At 40.2% G+C, this 18,640-nt stretch carries 19 protein-coding genes and 1 other annotated feature; of the genes, 6 read left to right on the top strand and 13 right to left on the bottom strand.

The window, feature by feature from the left end; genetic code table 11:
* Nucleotides 1-173: 173 nt before the first annotated feature.
* The 3 genes from sppA to cpu_RS08710 form a co-directional block, all read right to left on the bottom strand.
* Nucleotides 174-1,133: a signal peptide peptidase SppA gene (gene sppA / locus cpu_RS08720; RefSeq protein WP_075859631.1), complete on the bottom strand. Its 960-nt coding sequence runs from the start codon at nucleotides 1,131-1,133 to the stop codon at nucleotides 174-176.
* A gap of 91 nt (nucleotides 1,134-1,224) precedes the next feature.
* Complete coding sequence (locus tag cpu_RS08715; protein WP_075859628.1) at nucleotides 1,225-1,902, bottom strand: DUF1048 domain-containing protein; 678 nt, start codon at nucleotides 1,900-1,902, stop codon at nucleotides 1,225-1,227.
* A 1-nt stretch (nucleotide 1,903) separates the two neighbouring features.
* On the bottom strand, nucleotides 1,904-2,242 hold the full coding sequence (locus cpu_RS08710) for a PadR family transcriptional regulator (protein ID WP_075859627.1): 339 nt from the start codon (nucleotides 2,240-2,242) through the stop codon (nucleotides 1,904-1,906).
* Between the two features lie 365 nt (nucleotides 2,243-2,607).
* On the opposite strand from cpu_RS08710, the gene cpu_RS08705 reads away from it, so the two are divergent.
* The 3 genes from cpu_RS08705 to cpu_RS08695 all read left to right on the top strand — a co-directional run bounded on the left by cpu_RS08705 (nucleotide 2,608) and on the right by cpu_RS08695 (nucleotide 5,019).
* Nucleotides 2,608-3,270, top strand: coding sequence for a hypothetical protein (locus cpu_RS08705; RefSeq protein WP_075859626.1), 663 nt, complete (start codon nucleotides 2,608-2,610; stop codon nucleotides 3,268-3,270).
* Nucleotides 3,271-3,323: 53 nt separating this feature from the next.
* Complete coding sequence (locus cpu_RS08700) at nucleotides 3,324-4,370, top strand: hypothetical protein (protein ID WP_075859625.1); 1,047 nt, start codon at nucleotides 3,324-3,326, stop codon at nucleotides 4,368-4,370.
* A gap of 124 nt (nucleotides 4,371-4,494) precedes the next feature.
* Nucleotides 4,495-5,019 carry a hypothetical protein gene (locus tag cpu_RS08695; protein WP_075859624.1) on the top strand — a complete coding sequence of 175 codons (525 nt, stop codon included), beginning with the start codon at nucleotides 4,495-4,497 and terminating at the stop codon, nucleotides 5,017-5,019.
* A gap of 396 nt (nucleotides 5,020-5,415) precedes the next feature.
* Here cpu_RS08695 and cpu_RS08685 read toward each other — a convergent pair whose 3' ends face one another.
* From cpu_RS08685 to cpu_RS08670, 4 genes are read right to left on the bottom strand one after another with little or no spacing between them, the layout of a single operon-like run.
* The gene (locus tag cpu_RS08685; protein WP_075859622.1) at nucleotides 5,416-6,246 is read right to left on the bottom strand and encodes an ATP-binding cassette domain-containing protein; all 831 of its coding nucleotides are present in this window, start codon (nucleotides 6,244-6,246) and stop codon (nucleotides 5,416-5,418) included.
* The gene (locus cpu_RS08680) at nucleotides 6,247-6,837 is read right to left on the bottom strand and encodes a hypothetical protein (protein ID WP_077177265.1); all 591 of its coding nucleotides are present in this window, start codon (nucleotides 6,835-6,837) and stop codon (nucleotides 6,247-6,249) included. It abuts the gene before it with no gap.
* Nucleotides 6,815-7,186, bottom strand: a complete 372-nt coding sequence (locus cpu_RS08675) for a GntR family transcriptional regulator (protein ID WP_075859621.1) — start codon at nucleotides 7,184-7,186, stop codon at nucleotides 6,815-6,817. Before cpu_RS08675 ends, cpu_RS08680 begins: the two co-directional genes overlap by 23 nt.
* Before the next feature lie 8 nt (nucleotides 7,187-7,194).
* On the bottom strand, nucleotides 7,195-8,286 hold the full coding sequence (locus tag cpu_RS08670) for a hypothetical protein (RefSeq protein ID WP_075859620.1): 1,092 nt from the start codon (nucleotides 8,284-8,286) through the stop codon (nucleotides 7,195-7,197).
* Nucleotides 8,287-8,626: 340 nt separating this feature from the next.
* On the opposite strand from cpu_RS08670, the gene cpu_RS08665 reads away from it, so the two are divergent.
* On the top strand, nucleotides 8,627-9,181 hold the full coding sequence (locus tag cpu_RS08665) for a hypothetical protein (protein WP_075859619.1): 555 nt from the start codon (nucleotides 8,627-8,629) through the stop codon (nucleotides 9,179-9,181).
* A gap of 11 nt (nucleotides 9,182-9,192) precedes the next feature.
* A complete protein-coding gene (locus cpu_RS08660; RefSeq protein WP_075859618.1) occupies nucleotides 9,193-9,798 on the top strand; it encodes a M48 family metalloprotease in 606 nt (201 codons plus the stop codon).
* A gap of 53 nt (nucleotides 9,799-9,851) precedes the next feature.
* Here the strand turns inward: cpu_RS08660 and ppdK are convergent, their stop codons facing one another.
* From ppdK to recO, 6 genes are all read right to left on the bottom strand, one after another.
* Nucleotides 9,852-12,512: a pyruvate, phosphate dikinase gene (gene ppdK / locus cpu_RS08655; protein WP_075859617.1), complete on the bottom strand. Its 2,661-nt coding sequence runs from the start codon at nucleotides 12,510-12,512 to the stop codon at nucleotides 9,852-9,854.
* The gene (locus cpu_RS08650; RefSeq protein WP_075859616.1) at nucleotides 12,512-13,342 is read right to left on the bottom strand and encodes a pyruvate, water dikinase regulatory protein; all 831 of its coding nucleotides are present in this window, start codon (nucleotides 13,340-13,342) and stop codon (nucleotides 12,512-12,514) included. The genes ppdK and cpu_RS08650 overlap by 1 nt, the downstream gene beginning before the upstream one ends.
* Before the next feature lie 9 nt (nucleotides 13,343-13,351).
* A complete protein-coding gene (gene ccpN / locus cpu_RS08645; protein WP_200800668.1) occupies nucleotides 13,352-13,993 on the bottom strand; it encodes a transcriptional regulator CcpN in 642 nt (213 codons plus the stop codon).
* A gap of 103 nt (nucleotides 13,994-14,096) precedes the next feature.
* Complete coding sequence (gene glyS, locus cpu_RS08640) at nucleotides 14,097-16,169, bottom strand: glycine--tRNA ligase subunit beta (RefSeq protein ID WP_075859615.1); 2,073 nt, start codon at nucleotides 16,167-16,169, stop codon at nucleotides 14,097-14,099.
* Between the two features lie 15 nt (nucleotides 16,170-16,184).
* Nucleotides 16,185-17,057, bottom strand: coding sequence for a glycine--tRNA ligase subunit alpha (glyQ, locus tag cpu_RS08635; protein WP_075859614.1), 873 nt, complete (start codon nucleotides 17,055-17,057; stop codon nucleotides 16,185-16,187).
* Nucleotides 17,058-17,168: 111 nt separating this feature from the next.
* Nucleotides 17,169-17,372: a binding site (T-box leader), on the bottom strand.
* A 48-nt stretch (nucleotides 17,373-17,420) separates the two neighbouring features.
* Entirely contained in the window at nucleotides 17,421-18,143 is a 723-nt protein-coding gene (gene recO / locus cpu_RS08630) for a DNA repair protein RecO (RefSeq protein WP_075859613.1), read from the bottom strand.
* Nucleotides 18,144-18,353: 210 nt separating this feature from the next.
* Here recO and cpu_RS13665 point away from each other — a divergent pair, with 210 nt between their 5' ends.
* The gene (locus cpu_RS13665; RefSeq protein ID WP_075859612.1) at nucleotides 18,354-18,545 is read left to right on the top strand and encodes a hypothetical protein; all 192 of its coding nucleotides are present in this window, start codon (nucleotides 18,354-18,356) and stop codon (nucleotides 18,543-18,545) included.
* The last annotated feature ends 95 nt before the right edge of the window (nucleotides 18,546-18,640 follow it).

The raw sequence follows: 18,640 nt of genomic DNA, 5'->3' as shown, positions 1-18,640 counted from the left end.
ACATAAATATTTGTTTAAAGGAAGATTTTACAGCTATAAAAAGCCAATTTGCGCCTAAAAAATGTTACTTTTTCAGTCCTCTCGCACCGTCCTTTCCTTCCTCTCTTCGTCCATCTGCCTCATCCTCCTTTTTAGGTGAAATTTCTTACTCCTCTGCTTCACTTCCAACCTTCCTACGGTCTAAACAAATACATCAGGCGTGGCTGGGTCAGCTCGGGAATAAGCTCTTGCATGATTTGCCCGGGAGCTACTTTCTGTTGCAATAAACCGTTAAAGAACGTTGCCAAGGCGAATTTTGGTGTATAACGGACGATTTTTGCTTCCTTTAACCCGGTCTTGCGCATGGCATATTCCGTCGCATCCTCAAGGGAGCCAAATTCATCAATCAAGCCCAGCGCCTTCGCCTGAAGGCCTGAATAGATGCGCCCGTCGGCAATCTTCAAAACCTGCTCCCGCGGCAGATGGCGCCCCCTGACGATAATGTCGACAAAGCGCTGATAACTTTCGTCAACGAGTTCTTCGAAGATTTTCTTTTCTTCATCGGTCAGGCCACGCAATGGATTGCCGATATCCTTAAACTTGCCGCTTTTAATGACGTACTCCTTGTAGCCGATCCATTCCGCCGCACCGGCATAATTCGGAATTTTAAAAATAACGCCCAAGCTTCCGGTTAACGTTGAAGGGTTGGCAAAGATGCGGTCAGCGCCAGCAGATATATAATAACCTCCCGAAGCCGCCGTGGTGCCCATGCTAACGACCACCGGCTTTCCGCTTTGTTTAACCTCTTCGATTTTGCGATAGATCTCATCGGAAGTGACCACATCACCGCCGGGACTGTCGACGCGGATCACCACCGCTTTCACTTGCTTATCCCGCATTGCTTGGTTCAGCTGAGACAGGAAATCTTCCGCGCTGAAACTGTTGTTCCAGCCTGCCTTTTGTGCAATCACCCCTTCCACGAACAATTGGACAATCTTTGCCTCCCCTTTTCCTTCGATCACTTCTTCGTTCCACCGGCGAAAATCCTCAGTAGCAAACCCTTCATTCCATTGCTCATGCCGAAAAACGATCCCTATGATCGCCAAAACCACCAGTACACCGATAATCGTCCACGCCCATCCCCTGCGTCCCATACCTTTTACCTCCATTTCATAATATATTTCGGCCTTTTGTAGCAATTTTTTTGCTGCCAAAAGACTCATTGGTGCCTTTTCCCAACCATAACTAAGCAAGCTGATTAGCTATTAATTTTCTTTTCATCAGTTTAATAATTGCATACAATATTCCCAAGAGCAGTGGAATTAAATATATTGGTAATGTTAGCAAAACATATTTTCTAAGAAAAATTGAGAAAAATACCGTACTTGCTACGACTAATAAATACAAGAAAAATACCTTTTTACCTTTAGAATCTGCCTCATCAAAGCTAATTTTTCCAATATACTGGACGAAAAAAATACTGGCAAAAGCAATAATTAAAGTGTTTATTAGAAAGCTTAATTTTAAAGTATAGGCAAGGGGTAAGGTTCTTGTTTTTAAACTTTCCGGTATCACCCAAAAAAGCAAATCAAGTCCATACATTAATCCGGCAGTAGAGATTAAGATTTCTAAAAGGAAAAAAAGTTTTTGTAAACTCCATCTTTTAAGTTTGGAGGACTCAATAATGGAATCGCAAAAGGCCTTATAGTCAGGACCTATTACATCTTTAGCAGCAATGCCCCTTTCTTGCGCCTCCATTAACATTCCTAAAATGTCTTCAATACACTCTTCCACTTTTAAATCGTCAAAGGAACTTGCCCGTAAGTAGCAGACGATATCGGTATAAACCCGGTCATATTCTGGTAGTAATTTTTTGCTAAGATTATAATTATTTTTGATCATTTTTTTTAATTTATCTTCCATTTTACTGCTCACTCCCTTTATAATTTGCAAAAAGTTTATTTACACTTTTACTAATTTCCTGCCAGTTCTGATAAAACTCGTCAAGTTCCTTTTTACCCTCTTCGGATAAACTATAATATTTGCGCTTAGGTCCCACCGGAGAGTTGATTTTGGTCGAGACCAGTAAGCCATTTTTTTCTAAACGAAGTAACAACGGATAAATTGTACCTTCGCATATTTCTATAAAACCGTAAGCTTTAAGCTTTTCGGAAATTTCATAACCGTAAGTGGTTTCGTCGTGGATAATTTTAAGGATGCACCCTTCCAAGATACCTTTTAATAGCTGGGTTTTATCATTCACATATTATCGCTCCCTTGTATAACAAGCTACATCTATCTATATTGTATTACAATATACTTCTTTTGTCAATTTTTTCTCGAAAAAAGAAAACTCCTGCGCTGAGCCGCAGGAAAGCTACCTTTTAGATAAATTTTCTAATTCAATTTCGGCAATTTCGTATATAATTGCATCCTGAAAAATTGGCCTTTTTAATGTGACTCCAGCAACTCACCTTTTTCAATGCCTGTTTTAGCTTGAAAATACTGTGAACGCTTCTCCGGTTTATTTTCAAAAAATTTTAGAAATTGTCTTGACAAAAAAAAATGTGCAGTATAGTAATAAAAGGGAATGCATTCCTGAAAATAGAAGATAAGGATGGTTTTAAAATGTTAAGAAAAAGTAACTTTTTAAAGCAAATTATAGCACTGATACTAACTGTTTCAGTGTTATCAGGTGGTCTTGTTTCTGTAGTGAAAGCAGAAACGATAGATGGGAAAGGCAAAGGTAATATTGCAGTGTCATATTCTAATAATGGAAAAACGTTGAAGATTACTAAAGATGGAAGTAATATGCTGTTCGTGACAAGAAAAACTGAATATGATGGAATAATTAACTTTAAAGATTCAAAGGGTAATATTCTTTCTGTAATAATAAAAGTAACTCCATTGCCAAACGGGGAATATAACTTAACAATAAAAGATGAACAGACTTCTGAAGTGTTTCATGTAAAAAGTAGAATTAATCCACTTTCAGATATCGTATTTAACAAACCGTTTTTAACGACAGAAATTGATCAACAGCAGCCTTATGCATTAGCATACTATCTTTGGCTTGGCCAAAAACCAAGTCTTAATGTTATTATTGCAACTGCTGGCAGTGCAGGATTAGGAAAAGCAGCTGAACAAGTAGGTGAGTATATAGTAAAGAATTGGTCAATTTTAGTAAGGACGTATCAAACTTATGGATTCTGGTCGGTTGTATATCTTATAGCTGCCGCGCCAGAATTGTCTGCCATTGGGATTGCTGTGATAGCTGGTCTGGTAATGTAGCATAATGAGCAAATCGATATTAATGTTGTATCCAGCAAGGTGGAGGGAAATAAATGATTCTTTGGGCGGAATTGGCGGCGTGGATAGTGCGCGCCGCCCTTATTTCATGGTGGCTTTCAGCGGGAGAAATTTTTGCAGCATTGAAGACAAGTGAGCAAGGTTTTGTGCGGGGAACTCTTATAGTTGTTGTCTCGGCACTTTTGTTAAATATAATTGTATCAATGGTATCGGGTAAACCCAAAATTATTTCAGGCAAAAAGATTCCAAATGATACTGAAGAAGACCAGTATTTTTCTTTAAATACACTGGATACGCTAAAATTTCTTCTGCAGGGTTCAAAAATCCGAGAAGTTGAAAGAAATATTGCTGTCCTGTCCGGGTTGAAAAAGGTTTATTTATCATCAAAGGGGAATTATTTGCTTATCGAAGACGCACAGCCAATAAAAAAAGTAGAGTATTTTAAAACAATAATTGTTATTATAGGAGGTATTGTATTATTAATTATTGCACCAGTTGGTATTATTAAAATACATGACTTAATTGGTAGTATTTTATTGGCAATGGGTTTTTCCAAAGATTTTGCTCGGTTTATTATATTTACTTCAAGTTTTACTGTGTTATTCCATTATTTTAATCCTTATACATTAAATAATACTGAGTATCAAAATTCTACTGCTGTTATGTTTAGCAAACGAATTGAAGTCAATGATGCTAATGTTTATGAAAGTCCAATGATGCCTTTTTTGCCAAATTTTCCTCTTGGCATGTATCTTAATGGAAAAATCATTATTAATCCCTTTATTTCTAATAATCAAAAGATACTTCAGTATGTTATTGCCCACGAAGAGGGACATATTTCAGACCTTTATTGCAAAATAAAAAGAAAACTTTTTTCTTTGGTATTTCCCTGGTTGGTGTACATTATAGCGATTATTATAAGTTATTTTGTTTTTATAGGTAAGTTACATTACAATTTCTGGTTAATACTTATATTAGCGGGATTGATAGGAAGTTTGATATTTTTAATTTTCATAATAATTTTCATAAAAAGTGCCCAGTATGTCAAGATAATGCAGATGACTTTGCTATCCGGAAATTAGGTACTGAATCAGTAATTAGTGCTCTACAGGAATTGGCATATGGAGATATTATGTTACCAGATAAACATAAGGATAGATATAAATTAGAAGCAATAAAACAACAATTAGAAAGGATAAAGAAAAGATGGGGAGGAATATAAAGAAGAAATTTATAAAATTTATAGATATAGTTCCTTTGTTGATTGTTGCAGTATCAAGTATGATTGGTATAATAAGTGGTTTAAGAACTTCTTCCCACAAAATTTCGGTTACTGGACTTTGGGATGCATTAATTAATATAGGTCTTATAAAAAAACCAGATACAGAGAATATATGGTTAACTGTCACGATTCCTAATCTTCTTTTATCATTGAAAGTTGGATTTTTAGGGCTTATAAGTGGCGGACTTTTTACTTTTCCTTATTTATTGAGCTGGTGGTCCCTATGGGTCTCAATAATTAAAATAAATTCTATCAACAAAAGCTTTTTTGTGATACCCGAATCAATTGGTGTGACCACTGTCGTGATTTCTTTAATTTATATGGGGTTAAATTATTTAATATATAAAAAGTGGCCAAGATACCAAATTATATTATTTTTCCTCGGCGTTTTACTAATATTAATTGGAGGGATAATAGAGCAACATGAAATTTCAAGCTTTGTTAAATAGAAAAACCCAAGTAATTTCAATTAAGAAAATTTTTTTGCCTATAATTATTATCTTAGTATCAATATCTCTTACCATCCTAAGCCAAGCTAAATTTTTTTCTGGATCGCTAAAAGTATTATTTGAAAGCGGTTTTATTATGCTCGGAATGGTATTTTTTTAAAATTCATTATTTTATTTCCAATATTAGTAATAATAAGGTTAGTCAGGTCCAAAACTGCTTCACGAACAATTACACGAATGCTCTTGCCCTTTGCTCTTAACTCGTGAAACATGATAATAACTCCATAGCATTTATTCCCCACCGATCCTTTGCGTGTATTAACAGCCGGATATTTCGCCAGAGGGTGGGTCATTTCCTTTTCGTTAGCACAGGATCAATAGATTGCACCGGAAATTTTAATTTTCTTTTAAATCTTCTGCCAAAATCAAATCTGCACTCTTTCCCTGCAAATATCCCACTACAATCTGATTCAACTTGGGATACATACCTATATCATCGGAGGTTTTTAAAAGGATGTCGTCGTGAATCATCCCTATGACTTCACCCTCTTTAAAGCTCTCACCCCGCCTGATTATCCTGTGCTTTTGCTTGGCATCGTCAATGGAATCGGTGTACAAAACCTTTCCGTTCTTGATAATGGCAAAGGCAGTAGCATATTCTTCTAATTCAAAGATCTCATGGGACGACACCAAAAGGGAATTGCCAAGCCGGGCATATTGGTTGATGAGATGAATAACCTCATTTCTAATAGTAGGGTCCAAATGCTGGGTTAGCTCATCCAGCAAGAGAAGGTCAGTTCCACTGGATAGAGCAAGACCAAGCAGGAACAGGGTTCTTTGCCCTATAGAATAGCTTTCAACCTTCTGGTTTAAATTAAAGTTATATTTTACTACAAAATCTTTAAAAAACTGATCATTCCAGGCAGGATAAAGGCTTTGCCAAAGACTTCGGTAATCCGCCGCGGTAAAATTGCGAAAAACCTTGCGGTCTTCAGGGACAACAGCTATTCTGGTCTTTACTTCATTGGCAAAAGGCTTTCCGAATAAAATAACTTCGCCTTCATCTTTTTTAATGGCATTGATAATGCATTTTATGGTTGTTGTCTTGCCCGCGCCGTTTGGTCCAATTAACGCTAAAACCTCACCTTTTCCCAAGCTAAAGGAAATATCGCTTAAAATCTGCTTGCCTCTAATCTGCTTGCTTAAGTTTTTTACTTCTAAAACCATTTAGAGCTCACCACCATTTTTAAGATATATCCAGTAGCCAGCAAAGCAAATTATTGCCGCAAATACGAAAGCAAAGAGGATATTCCCCTGATTGGTAAAGCTAATCCAGCTATAAGGGTTAATTGACGCCCTACCAATACTTCCTAAGAGGGCATCCAGCAAGACGATAATAAACGGCCAACCGATATTATCTAAGCCCTGGGAAACGCAAAGCATGACCACCCCGAACATGGCCAAAGTAAAGTTAATGCTTTTTATGCTGAACATTCCTTTTTCGGCAATGGTTGTTGGCCAAAGGGCCTGGGTTATAATCGAGGAGGCTAAAACCAGCAACAGTAAAAATCCCAAGTTATAGAGGTAGAGCTCTTTGCGGGAAAAGGGTAGAAAATAAAAAGCTTCGTCGCGCCGGTTTTTGATATCCGCCGGCAGCATTGAGGCACTTATGAAAAATATAGCGATAGCTTTTACGGAAAAACCGGGCGCAAACAGCAAAACCAGAAAGATAAATAGCCTTCCCATCTTTTCTTTAAGTTGTATTTTGATAAAATTTTCCATTTTATTGATAAATTCAGGCATCAGGGGAGCTTTCATTTTTCCATACCTCCTCAAAGATTAACATGGTGGTATAAAAATCGATTCCTAAAACTTTTATTTTTTGGATGCAATCCTTTATAGTCTTAATAATTTCATCATCAACGCTGATATCCTTTTTGACAAAATACCCCACTCCCTGTTCGGCCTCGATAAAGCCTTCGTTTTTAAGTTTGTCTAAGGCTTTTAGCACGGTATTGATGTTTACATCAAAGATATATTGCAAATCCCTCACCGGTGGGAGCTGGGCCCCCTGGGGGAGATTGCCCAGAATTATCTCTGCTTTGATCATGTTGCCAATTTGGATATATGCCGGGATACCGCTGTGTTTATCAACCTTTCTTAACATCTTCACCATCACTCTCTGTTAATTTTTGTAAAACCAGAATGCTCGAGAACCACTCCGTCTAAATTTTTTAAAGTAATATTACCCGCCAGGGAATTAAGTTTAATTTTAGCTTCATCGTTTGGTTTTGCAGTTATCTCAATCCGGCCGTTGATGGCCAGGGAATCCACCGTGAGCTCTTTCAAAGCTACCTTCATGTTTACCTCTGCCCCCATACCATCTATTTTCATATAGTTAAACCGATACGTTCCCCTTAGCTCCATTCCCATCCCATCAACCTCAAGGTTATCCCCTGCGAAATTACCATTCAGCATAAGCCCCGCCGCATTGATGTTTAAGTTCTTTACGTTAAGGTCCGAAGAAAGATACGCCCCGGCGCAGTCAATAAAAACCTCTTCAAAGTTCCCTTCCCCTTTTAACTTTACCCCGGCGGCAGAGATTTTTAAGTTTTTCAAATTATCTTTTCCTAAACGGATTACATAGGTTACATCCCCTTTTTGCCCGCCGGTAACCACCGTTTTATCACCTTTCTGGCTTAACTTAAGCTCTGCCGAGTATTCGATCTCATCCCCCTCCACCAGAGAAATTTCCACACCGCAGTCAGTATCAATCTCTACGGTCTTGGCCGTCAAGGGCACTCTTTTGTCAGGGTTAACCCGGGCCTTGGATAAATACTTTTCAATGTCAAAGTTTTTCATCTGGGCACTATCAAAGCTATTTGTATAACTTTTCCAGCTACCAAAATCGCTAAGCCATACAGGCCAGATGGCCGCTTGCCCAATAAAATTCGGATTTGTAAAAAAGCTAAAAACTACTACAATTGAGCTTAAAATTATGAAAGATATCCTGCTTCTTGGAAGCCCAAGGCCAATTAAAAGGATTGCTAAAAGCACCAGCAGAAGTTTAATTGGCAGATACGGTACAACCCACGCCATTAACCCTAACAAAATTGCCGAAATAATCTTTAAAACAGGTTTCGTCGTATGCACTGAAGCTGTCTTAAAACCCAAAGATAAATTGGTTTTTAAAACTAGCAACAGACCAATTATCCCAGTTAAGATTAAAAACATCATGACCAAACTCCCAAGGTTCATTTTTAACATTTTCCAAACCTCCATCATTGTTTTATACTGTTATATAATTATATAACACTATGAAAGCAAGCTGTCAAGGTGGCATCAGGGCAACATAGATACTTGCTTAAAACATCTCTTGCAGTCAAAACTGGCAAAGAAAAACACCTCATCGGTGCCCGGGGAAAAATTTTGCAAAACTGCGGAATTTTCTACGGCAAAAAAAACAAATTCTTCTTGACAAAAAAATGTACCATTAAATTAAAATGTAAACGAAGTAATGATTTATACTAATTTTAAAAAATTTTCAGCTTTTTCCCCCTTCCGTATTCTTAAACTTTTACCGACACTTGTGAAAGGGTGAAAAGTTTTGATCTTATATGCGGAAATTGCGACCTGGCTAATAAGTGCTGCGCTTTTTACTTTTTGGTTGTCTTTTGCTTTAGCCGGTAGTTTAGCTGAAGCTACCGATGGCTATGTCCAGGGTCTTTGGGCTAAAAGCTTAGTTACTATTTTGGGCGGTTTAGCAGTAAACCTGGTTGGGATGGGAGTTTCCAAAATAAAGGCAACTAAAATCTATTCTGTAAAGGTTTTAATTGATAAATACCCTTTTACCACTTGGCAATGTCTGTTGACTTTATTTAACGGAGCAAGATCAAAAAAAGTTATCAGAAATATCGCTTATTTACCGGGTTTAAAACAAGTTTCCAAAACCGCTGATAGTTCAACTTTAATCCTCGAAGACGCCGAACGCCAAAATAAGAAAATATTCATAATCACCCTACTGGTCCTTTTTATTGGTGTCTTTGCCTTATTTACAACACCCCTTTTAGTATCCCTTATTTTTCTTAATGTTAAAAAGTTACTATTACCTTACTTACCTTTAGAAGTCATCAAAGACCTTTTAAGTATTTTAGTGGGCTAATCATTGGCAAAATGATATTACCCTATATAGGAACTGCAAGCAAATATTCATTTATTACCGTTCGCTTTTTTTCCAAACCACTAAAAAAGGCTTATGGTTTTCCTGTTTTTGTAAGCCCCCTGGTCTCCTTTTTAACTCCTAAAGGAGTTATCCTTGGCCTTGCCGATCCCCAAGGCCGCATCTTTATCGATTCCGAATACGTAAAAAATGATAACTACCGGGAATATTTAATAGCCCATAAAGCCGGTCATCTTCTAGATCGCAAATTTAAAATGATTGGGATGATTATTTCGCCGGTACTCATACCCTGGGGATTACTTATTCTGTTTACTTTAAGTAGTTACTACCAGGCTACGGGATATACGGCAATTGGGAAATTTTTAAATACAGCCGGTTTAGTGCTTATTTTCTTATTAATATTTTTCTGGGTAAAATATGACGAGCTTAGAGAGTTTAGAGCTGATGATTACGCCATAAAATTAATTGGCTTAACCACCACGGAAAAAGCTTTAGAAGAATTAGCCTTGGCTTTCAAAACTACCCCTGAGGCTTTATACGGAAAATCATCCTTTGATATTAGATTAGAGAGGATTAGAAAAAAAGTTTCAAAACATTAAATAAGGGGCTACCCGATAAAATCTTGTGATAGCCCCTTTATTTTTAAATTTCCTTATTTAGTTCCAACAATTTCTCCTTCCGCTACCGCCGCCTGAGCGGCTGCCAGACGAGCAATCGGTACCCGGTAAGGCGAACAGCTTACAAAGTCAAGACCAATTTGGTGGCAGAATTCTACGGAGCTGGGTTCACCACCGTGCTCACCGCAGATACCGACCAGTAAATCCGGACGGGTTTTCCGCCCACCTTCGACGGCTATCTTCATGAGTTTACCTACACCTTTGCGGTCCAAGACGATAAAGGGATTTTCCTTTAAAATCTTCATATCTAAGTAGTGGGTTAAAAACTTCCCTTCGGCGTCGTCCCGGCTAAAACCAAGGGTAGTCTGGGTTAAGTCGTTAGTACCAAAGCTAAAGAATTCGGCAACTTCGGCCAGTTCATCGGCCAGGAGCGCTGCCCTTGGTAATTCAATCATGGTGCCGGAGGTGTAGTGGAAGGTAACCCCTTCTCTTTCCATTACTTCCCGGGCAATGGCATCAATTTTTTCTTTAAAGAACTTCATTTCGCTGAGGTCAATGGTTAAGGGAATCTCTACTTCCGGATAGACTTTATACCCTTCTTTAGTTAAGCGGGCAGCAGCGTTAAAGATGGCCCGAATCTGCATTTCGTAAACTTCCGGGAAGGTAATACCCAACCGGCAGCCCCGGTGTCCCAGCATCGGGTTAAATTCGTGTAAAGATTTTACTTTCTTTAAAAGAACTTCTTTTTCGGCAAGTAATTCTGGATTATCTCCCCGCACCCTGAGCTCGGTAGTCTCCACCAATAGTTCTTCTAAGCTTGGTAAAAATTCATGCAGTGGCGGGTCCAGGAGCCGGATACATACCGGATAGCCTTCCATAGCTTTTAAAATGCCGTAGAAATCCCCTTCCTGCATGGGAAGGAGGTGAGAGAGAGCTTCTTCCCGCTCCTCCTTGGTTTCGGCTAAAATCATTTTTTGCACATAAGGAAGCCTATCTTGCCCCATAAACATATGTTCCGTCCGGCAAAGGCCAATGCCTTTGGCTCCAAACTCCCGGGCTTTTTGGGCATCTTCCGGAGTATCAGCATTGGCCCGGACTTCCAGCCGCTTTAACTCATCGGCCCATTCTAAAAGTTTAAGAAATTCCGGTGATAACTCTGGATCTTTCATCGGTACCGTTCCGAGAATCACCCGACCGGTCGAACCATCAATGGAAACAAAATCCCCTTCTTTTACGGTAAGGTTGCCTACGGTAAATAATTTTTTTTCATAATCAATCTTAATAGCTTCACAACCGCAAACACACGGCTTACCCATCCCTCGGGCCACTACCGCCGCATGGCTGGTCATTCCGCCCCGGCTGGTTAAGACCCCCTGGGCAGCTACAATGCCGTGAATGTCATCGGGAGTGGTTTCCGTCCGGACCAGCAATACCTTTTTCCCTTCTTTGCCCAGTTTCTCCGCTTCATCGGCATCAAAAACCACAATACCGGAAGCGGCTCCCGGCGAGGCAGGAAGACCTTTGGCGATAACCTCGACTTTGGCATTTGGGTCAATCTGCCGGTGGAGAAGCTGGTCTAATTGTCCCGGTTCCACCAGTAAGATTGCTTCTTTTTTGGTTATTAATCCTTCTTCCACCAAGTCGTGGGCAATTTTTACTGCGGCCTGGGCAGTGCGCTTACCGTTTCGGGTCTGCAGGATGTAGAGTTTACCCCGTTCAATGGTAAATTCGATATCCTGCATGTTTTTATAGTGACTTTCTAAGAGTTTAGCAATATTGACAAACTGTTCATAAACTTCCGGCATTTCTTCTTTTAATTTAGCAATGGGACTGGGAGTACGAATACCGGCGACCACATCTTCTCCTTGAGCGTTGGTCAGATATTCACCGTATAAAACCTTTTCCCCGGTGGAAGGATTACGGGTAAACGCCACCCCGGTACCGGAGTCATTGCCCATATTGCCAAAGACCATTGACTGGATGTTTACGGCAGTACCCAGGTCGTGGGGAATTTTATTTAAATTCCGGTAGACAATAGCCCGGTCGTTATTCCAGGATTTAAAAACCGCTTCAATGGCCATGGTTAGCTGGACTATAGGATCTGAAGGGAAAGGCTTTCCAGTTTTTCTTTCCACCAATTCTTTATATCGGGCAATAACTTCCTTTAAAGCTTCAGCGGAAAGTTCCTGGTCAAAGGTTACCCCTTCTTTTTCCTTTTGCCGGTCTAAAATATGTTCAAACTCATGTTTGGGAATCTCTAAAACCACATCCCCAAACATTTGGATAAACCGCCGGTACGCATCATAAGCAAACCGCGGGTTTTGGGTGTTTTTCGCCAAACCCTCCACCGTTTCATCGTTTAACCCTAAATTTAAGATCGTGTCCATCATGCCGGGCATCGAAAATTTTGCTCCGGACCTGACCGACACTAAAAGGGGGTTAGCAGGATCACCGAATTTTTTCCCGGTTTTTTCTTCAAGATAAGTAAGCTTTTCTTTAACCTCATCCATTAAGCCTTCCGGGAATCTCCCCCCTAAGCGATAATATTCCCGGCAAGCTTCCGTCGTAATAGTCATCCCTGGAGGTACCGGAAGACCAATATTGGTCATCTCCGCAAGATTTGCTCCTTTGCCCCCCAGTAAATCTTTCATGTCAGCACGACCTTCATGAAAAAGATAGACAAACTTTGGCACCATCACCCTACCCCTTTCCGATAAATTTCTAAAACTCTGGCAGCGGTTTCTTCCACCGCTTTATTGCTAACATCAATTACGGCACAGCCAATTTTTTTCATAATCCCCAGGGCATAATCCAGTTCCGCCAAAATCCTCTCCATATTGGCATAATCGGCGGTTTGGGACAGCCCCAGAGTTTTTAAGCGCTCTTTTCTTATTTCAAATAAAATAGAAGGCTTAATCGTAAGCCCCACCACTTTTTGCGGCGGTATTTTAAACAGTTCTTCCGGTGGAGATGCTTCAGGAACTAAAGGCACATTAGCTGCTTTAATCCCCTTATGGGCTAAATACATACAGAGCGGGGTTTTAGAGGTTCTAGAAACCCCGATTACCACCAGATCTGCCCGTAAAAGCCCCCGGGGCTCTTTACCGTCGTCATATTTTACAGCAAACTCAATAGCTTCGACTTTACTAAAGTACGCCTCATCCATTTTACGAATAAGCCCTGGCTGATATTTCGGATTTTGCTTGGTTATTTGTTTTAAGCCTTCTAACATTGGCCCCATTATATCCACATGGGGTATCGAGAACTCATGGGCCCGTTTTTCCAGGTACTCTTTTAAGTCCGGTCGTACCAGCGTATAAACTACCAAAGCTTTGGAACTTTCCGCCTCCTGCAAAGCCTCTTCTACTTCCCGGACCGAACTTAAATAAGGTACCCGTCTTATATCAACCCGACCCGAATCAAACTGGCTGGCAGCCGCCTTTGCCACCACTTCCCCCGTTTCTCCTATAGAATCAGAAAGAATATAAACCACAGGACTCTGCTCTAATTTCAGGTTAATTGCCAATACCTCCTTTTACTTTCCGGCCAGGCTGACGAAAAGCCTTGTAATATTAGTTTTCGTAAAACGACCTACCACCCGGTATTTTTCTTTCCCTTCATGCTGTACCGGTTCTACTACCGGCAGAGAATCAACCTGATGCTGGATTAATTTTTCCGCAGCTCTTAGCACGGACTCATCGGGATAAGTTACGATAATATTCGGCATTCGTGTCATTACAACCCCCACTGGAAGCTTATTTATATCCTTGCCTCCCATGCTAGCTTTGAGCATATCTTTTCTGGAAGCAAGACCTTCTAAAAAGCCTCCTTCGGAAACCACAAAAATAGTTCCCACATCTTCTATAAACATCGTAACGATAGCATCATATACGGAAGCATTTTCCCGGACAACAATTGGTCGGGATTGCACTTCCTGCACTCGAATATTTCCTAATACCCCGGCAATTACATCCCGGGGCTCTCTCCCGGTATAGTAGTAACCAACCCGGGGTCTTGCTCCTAAGACACCGGCCATCGTTAAAATCGCCAAATCCGGTCGTAAAGCCGCTCTACTCAAGTTTAATTTTTGCGCAATTTCCTCCCCGGTGATAGGACCGTGGTTTCGCACTATCTCAAGGATTTTTTCCTGGCGTTTTGTAAGTTCGATATAATTCACCTGCCTTAAAGAAATGTGCTATATTATTTAAATAACTTACAGGATATATTATACTATATTAAGCTCAAAAATACCTCCTAATTAAGAAATTTTTTGCAAAAAATTAACCAGCAATTTTGCTTAAATCGGCAATTTCTAAAACAAGACCTGCAATCGCTCCTAAAATTCCCAATCTATTTTCTCTAATCGTTTCATCCTCGGCCATCACCAGTACTTCATTGAAGAACCGGTCTAAAGGTTTGGCAAGTAATGCGGCGACCGCCATAGCTTTTTGGTAATCTTTAGCCATTAAAGCCTGGGACGCTTTTCCAGCTACTTCCCGGAATTTTTCATAAAGCTCTTTTTCTGCCGGTTCAGTTAAAAGCTCACTCCTAACCTCAGTGCCTTTACCCTTGCGCGCTAAGTTGTAAGCCCGGGTAAAGGTAGTGGCAAGGGCAGTGAAATCCGGGTGGTTTCTAAACTTTTCTAAAGCTTTTACCCTAAGATAAATGTCGTAAATATCATCTTTTTCTAAAACTAATACCGCATCTACCGTATCGTAGGAATACCCTTCCTCTAAAAGAAAACCTTTTAACCGCTGATAAATAAATTCTCTTAGTTTTTCATAAAGCTCGTTTACCTCGTTATTATTTTTCACTGTCTCTGGCAATAAGTTGAAGGCCAAGTTTATCCCATGAGACAACGATAAGTGGAGTTTATTTTCAATTATTGTTCTCAGTAGACCTAAAGCCTGGCGGCGTAAACCGTAGGGGTCAGCAGAGCCAGTAGGAATTTGGTCTAAAGCAAAAAAGGCTGTAAGGTTATCTAATTTTTCAGCGCAGGATAATAAGACACCTGCCTTAGACCTGGCCACTTCATCGCCAGCAAAACGTGGTAAGTAGTGTTCAAAAATAGCCTCGGCAACCTCTCTTTTTTCCCCGGATTTAAGGGCATAATCCCGTCCCATAATTCCTTGAAGTTCGGGAAATTCATAAACCATGTTGGTAGCAAGGTCAGCCTTAGAAAGCTCTGCCGCCCTTTGGGCGATACTTATTGTATCCATAGCTTCAAAAAGCTCTTTTCCGAGATCCGTTACCAGCTGTTTTAAACGTAAAACTTTATCCCAAACCGTCCCGAGTTTTTCCTGAAATACTATACGGGTAAGTTTTTCATTGTAACTCTCTAAAGATTTTCTCAAATCTTCCCGGTAGAAAAACCGGGCATCGTACAGACGAGCTTTTAAAACTCTAGCATAGCCCTCGGCAATTTCTTTTAAATTTACGTCTCCACCATTTCTAATAGCTAAAAATTTATGATATAAACTACCGTCTTTCCGGTATAGGGGGAAATAACGCTGGTGTTCTTTCATTGGTGTAATAATTACTTCCTTGGGCAGTGCTAAAAATTCTGGGTCAATTTCGCCAATAACAACAGTGGGGTATTCCACTAAGTTTGCATTTTCCAGTAAAAGTTCTTCGTCCTGCTCCACCGTTACTCCTTCTTCCCGGGCAATCCGCTCTAAAGCATTCCGAATTACTTCTACTCTTTCTTTTAAAGACACAAGAACATAATTCTCCCGCATCAGCGTGAAGTAGTCAGAAGCCTTTTCTAAGTAAATTTCCTGCTTTCCTAAAAACCGGTGGCCTTTTGATAGGCGGTCCGCTTTAATCCCTGCTACTTCAAAGGAAATTACCTTGTCTTCTAATAGAGATACAACCCAGCGAATGGGTCTAATAAATTTAAACTCCTGCTCACCCCAGCGCATAGGCTTGGGAAACGATAAACTTTTAATTAGTTTTTGTGCTATTTCCGGCAAAAGTTTAGAAACCTCTTCCCCGCCGGTTTTTTTCCTGGCAAAAATATACTCTACCCCATTTACTTCTTTAGTAACTACCTCATGCGGCTCAATGCCCTGGCTTTTGGCAAAACCAAGAAGTGCTTTGGTGGGGTTACCTTCGCTATCATAAGCTGCCTTCAAAGATGGCCCCCGTACTTCCAAAATTTTTTCTTCAGTTTTTTCTAAAATTCCAGAAACCCATAAAACTATTCTCCGGGGTGTAGCCTCAGTGATTAAAGATTCATAAATAATGCCATTTTCTTTAAAAAGCTCATCCCCTTTATTCTGGGTCTCTTCAATTATACCCGGTATAAAACGAGCAGGAATTTCTTCAACCCCAATTTCCAGTAAATAATCCATCTTAATCCCCCCTGCTTATTTTTTAAGAAGCGGAAAACCAAGATTTTCCCTCTGCTCTAAATACTTCTGAGCAATCAAGCGCGCCATGTTTCTAATTCTTCCAATATAACTAGTTCTTTCGGTTACCGCAATCGCCCCCCGGGCATCTAAAAGGTTAAAGGTGTGCGAGCATTTTAAAACAAAGTCATATGCCGGAAGAACAACTCCTGCTTCAATTAAACGTTTTGCCTCCGCCTCAAAATCTTTGAACCAGGAAAAGAGTTTATCCACATCGGCCAGTTCAAAATTATATTTGGAATTTTCAATTTCCCCCATCAGGTGGACGTCGCCATAAGTTACCCCATCTACCCAGATAATGTCGTAAACGCTTTCTTTTTTCTGAAGGTACATGGCAATACGCTCTAAGCCGTAGGTAATCTCCGCCGAAACCACCGGAAGATCAATGCCTCCGCACTGCTGAAAATAAGTAAACTGGGTAATTTCCATCCCATCTAACCAGACTTCCCAACCCAGCCCCCAGGCACCTAAAGTTGGCGACTCCCAGTTATCTTCCACCAGGCGAAAATCGTGCTCTTCAAGGTTAATTCCCAGGTATCTTAAGCTATCCATATAAAGCTCCACCACATTATCGGGGTTAGGCTTTAAAATCACCTGATATTGGTAATAATGTTGCAAGCGGTTGGGGTTTTCTCCGTACCGACCGTCGGTTGGTCTTCTCGACGGTTCTACATACGCCACCCGCCATGGTTCCGGTCCCAAAGCCCGCAAAAAGGTGTGGGGATTCATGGTCCCGGCACCTTTCTCGGTATCATAGGGCTGGGCAATGATGCATCCCTGCCGGCCCCAGTACTCGTTTAGTTTTAAAATAATTTCTTGAAAAGTAAGCATTAAAACACCTCCGTTTTAGATGTTAGATGTTAGATGTGAGAAGTTAGAAGTTGGAAAAATCAAACTAAACAAGACCTCAAAAACTTAAAAGCCCCTTTGTCCCGGCAAAATGCCAGGGACGAAAGGGGCTTCCTTCCGCGGTTCCACCCTGATTGGCCAATAACGGCCCACCTTAATTTTGCAGGCTTTACTCCCTCTAAAGGTTTCCTCCTGCGGGCTCCCCGGCGCCTTCACTACCTATCCTTACCGGGTCACACCGACCCCCGGCTCTCTTTAAAGGAGTTAGCAGCTACTCCTCCGGTTCACTGCCGTAACGTTATTTTGTTTTGAAATAATTTACCAGAGCTCTAAAAAAAAGTCAAGCTATAAAAGCTTTATTTTTTCTCCCAACTGGAACCCCAGAAAATACTCCAAAATGGCTTTAATTCGTTCTAGTACCCGTTCCTCAATAGAAAGATTGGCTAGTTTTTCTGGCCCTGCAAGCAATAAAGTGTTTATATTTTTTAAAATTTCCGGAGTCACTTCAAAGTAAAACCCCGTCTCAAGACGGCAATCGGGACAGACAACGCCTCCTTCTCCAGCTCCAAAATACCACCATTCTCCCCGATAAGGTTTGCGGCAAATTGCACAGTGGGTCGTAACAGGTTTAAATCCAGTAAAGGCCAAAAGTTTTAATTCAAAATTTCTCAGGATTAATTTTGACCAAACTCCATTATTTAAAAACCGAAAACTATATAAAATCCAGTTATAAAGTTTAAAGTTTTCCTGCTCCCACGGCCAAAAGCGGTCAGTTAACCAGGCTATTTCTGCAGCAGCATCTAATAAAGCTTTTGTTCCGTAAAGATTAGGGAAATACTCTAATCCTTCAGCTTGTTCCGCTACAAAATACTCCTTATTCTTACGAAGATAAATATTTGTACGGGTAAATTCTAAAAGAGCTCCTCGTTTTTTGCTCTTTACTTTCTTTGCTCCATAAGCTACCACTTTAATTTTTCCCAGGTCTTTAGTAACTACTGTTAACATCCGGTGACCATCGCCAAAATCACTTCCTTTTAAGGTAATCCCTTCTACCAGGTAAAATTTCAATATTCATCCCTCAACTTTAGTAATTTTTAAATTTCAACCAAAGTAAATTATGGTTTACCATTATAATTATACCATCTTCTGATTACAAAAGTATTACGAATAGATGAATGGAATCATGTGATCGGGGGCAAGATAAAATTTTAGTCTTCCCCGGTTACCCACAGTAATCCGTTAAGGACTGTGAGTTTTTCCTCTCTCCGATTCCTGCGTATGATTGTTGAGCCGGATACATTAAAACTACTACCTCCGGGCGAATTCGGAGAGGTAGCGGCTAAAGGCCACGATCAGGAAAAACTAGCCAGGTATAAAGTTCCAAAATACGTTGAGTTGAGGGCTGAACTTCCCAAAACCGCTATCGGTAAGCTTTTACGGCGGGCTCTGCGCAAAGAAGCCAAAAAGTAACCGAAAGGGACGGTTCGAGAGGACTGAAAAAGTAACATTTTTTAGGCGCAAATTGGCTTTTTATAGCTGTAAAATCTTCCTTTAAACAAATATTT

It is taken from the genome of Carboxydothermus pertinax (assembly GCF_001950255.1).
Taxonomy (GTDB): domain Bacteria; phylum Bacillota; class Z-2901; order Carboxydothermales; family Carboxydothermaceae; genus Carboxydothermus; species Carboxydothermus pertinax.
This window is presented reverse-complemented; position numbering and strand designations above follow the sequence as displayed.